The 2,178-nt window shown below is 74.1% G+C and carries 1 protein-coding gene; it reads left to right on the plus strand.

The features are described 5' to 3' along the window. On the plus strand, nucleotides 1–2,178 hold a 2,178-nt coding region (locus GX414_14850), incomplete at both ends, for a protein kinase (GenBank protein ID NLI48379.1).

Here is a 2,178-nt window from a genome sequence, read left to right on the forward strand (position 1 = left end):
CCTGGAGCAGTCGCCGCCGCACCCCGAGACGCTGATCCCGCCCGGCGCCATCCTGGCCGGGCGCTACCGGATCCTCCGCCTCCTGGGCCGCGGCGGCATGGGCGAGGTGTACGAAGCGCTCGATCTGGAACTCCACCTCCGAGTGGCCCTCAAGACGCTGCGGACCGACCGCCTCGAGCGGGGCGTGTCCGTGGCCCGCTTCAAGCGCGAGATTCAGCTGGCGCGCCGGGTCACCCACCCGAACGTCTGCCGGATTTTCGACCTGGGCGTGCATCGCGCCGAGACGCCGTCGGCGTCACCCACAGCCGCCACGGTCTTTCTGACGATGGAGCTGCTGGAGGGCCCCACTCTGGCCCAGCGGCTGCGGAGCGGCGGGCGACTTGCTCCGGCTGCGGCCGGAGAGCTGCTGGCTCAACTGGCGGCCGCGCTGGACGCCGCCCATGCCGCCGGTGTGATCCACCGGGATTTCAAACCCGGCAACGTCCTGCTGGTCCCCCGACCGGGAGGCGGCGAGCGGGCGGTGGTCACCGATTTCGGACTGGCCCGCCCGGACGCCCCGGCGGGCGCCGACTCCGACGTCCAACCCACCGGCGCCGTGGGGACGCCTTTCTACATGGCGCCGGAGCAGCTGGAGGGGACGCCGGTCACACCGGCGGCCGACGTCTACGCTCTCGGCGTGGTGGCTTACGAGCTCGTCACGGGCACCCTTCCCTACACCGCCGACAACGCCATCGCCGCGGCGGTCAAGAGCCTGCGGGAGCCGCCGACGCCGCCCAGCCGACATGTCGCGGGACTGGATCCCGCGTGGGAGGCCGCCATCCTGCGCTGCCTGGCGCGCGATCCGGCGGCGCGGTTTCCGCGGGCCCGGGACTTCCTCACCGCTCTGGGCGTCCGAAGCACGGAATCAGCCGGTCCGCCAACGGCCGTCGGCGCCCCATTGCGTCGGCGCCGGCTGTGGCTGTACGCCGCGGCCACCGCGCTGGCGCTCGCCGGCGGCCTGTGCCTGTGGCGGCCGTGGGAACAGCATGCGGGCGGCGGCGGGGATCGGCCGCGGCGGGCGGTGGCGGTGTTCGACTTTCGCGACCTGAGCGAGGATGCGGGGTCGGTCTGGTTGTCCACCGCACTGGCCGAGATGTTTCGCGCCGACCTGGCCGCGTCGCCGGATGTCCGCCTCATCCCCGGTGAGAACGTGGGCCGCCTGGAACTGGAGCTGGCGCCTGCCGCCGGCGAGACGTTCTCCGTCGAATCCCTGGGGCATGTCCGCGACGCCATCGGTTCCGATCTGGTGGTGGCCGGCACATTCGCCGCGGCCGACGGACGGATCCGCATCCGGGCCGTGGTTCAGGAAGTCGCTTCGGGCGGCACCGTGGCCCGGCTGGATGCGGCCGGTTCCGAGTCCGACCTGTTCCGCCTGGTCGCCGGTCTGAGCGCGGAAATGCTCCGGCGGTTGCGTGCCCGTCCCGGCGGAGCGGACGGCGCCGCCCCGGCCCGGGCGGTCCTGCCCGAAGACCCCGAAGCCATGCGGCTCTTTGCCGAGGGACTCGCCCACCTGCGCCGCCTGGACGCCAAATCCGCCCGTGTCCCGCTGGAGCACGCCATGCAACGGGCGCCCGATCGTCCGGCGCTGCACCTGGCTCTGGCCGACGCCTGGACCGTACTGGGCCACGACGCCCGGGCGCGGGAGGAACTCCAGCAGGCGTTCGACCGGTCCGCCGGTCTGAGCCGCGAGGAGCGCCTGGTGATCGAAGCCCGCCTGCACGCTGCCCGCTACAAGTGGACCGAGGCGGTGCTGGTTTACCGCAGCCTCTGGACGTTCTTCCCCGACAATCTGGAGCACGGTCTGAGCCTGGCGGCCGTGCTGCGCGAATCCGGCCGGGGGGCCGACGCCCTGGCCACGCTGGAGCAGCTCCGGCGCCTGCCGCCCCCGGCGGGAACCGATCCGCGGATCGACCTGGCGCTGGCTGACGTGTTGGATCTGCTGGGCGACTACCACGGCCAGCTGGCGGCGGCCGGACGGGCGGCCGGGAGGGCCACCGCCGGGGGCAGCCGGCTCGTCCTGGCGCGGGCGCGAGTTCAGGAGTCGCGCGCCCGGCGGGGGCTCGGCGAATTCGCGGCGGCCATGGCCGCGGCGGACGAGGCACGCCGGATGTTCGCCGCCGGCGGCGACCGCGGCGGCGA

This window comes from Acidobacteriota bacterium (genome assembly GCA_012517875.1).
In the GTDB taxonomy this organism is placed as follows: domain Bacteria; phylum Acidobacteriota; class JAAYUB01; order JAAYUB01; family JAAYUB01; genus JAAYUB01.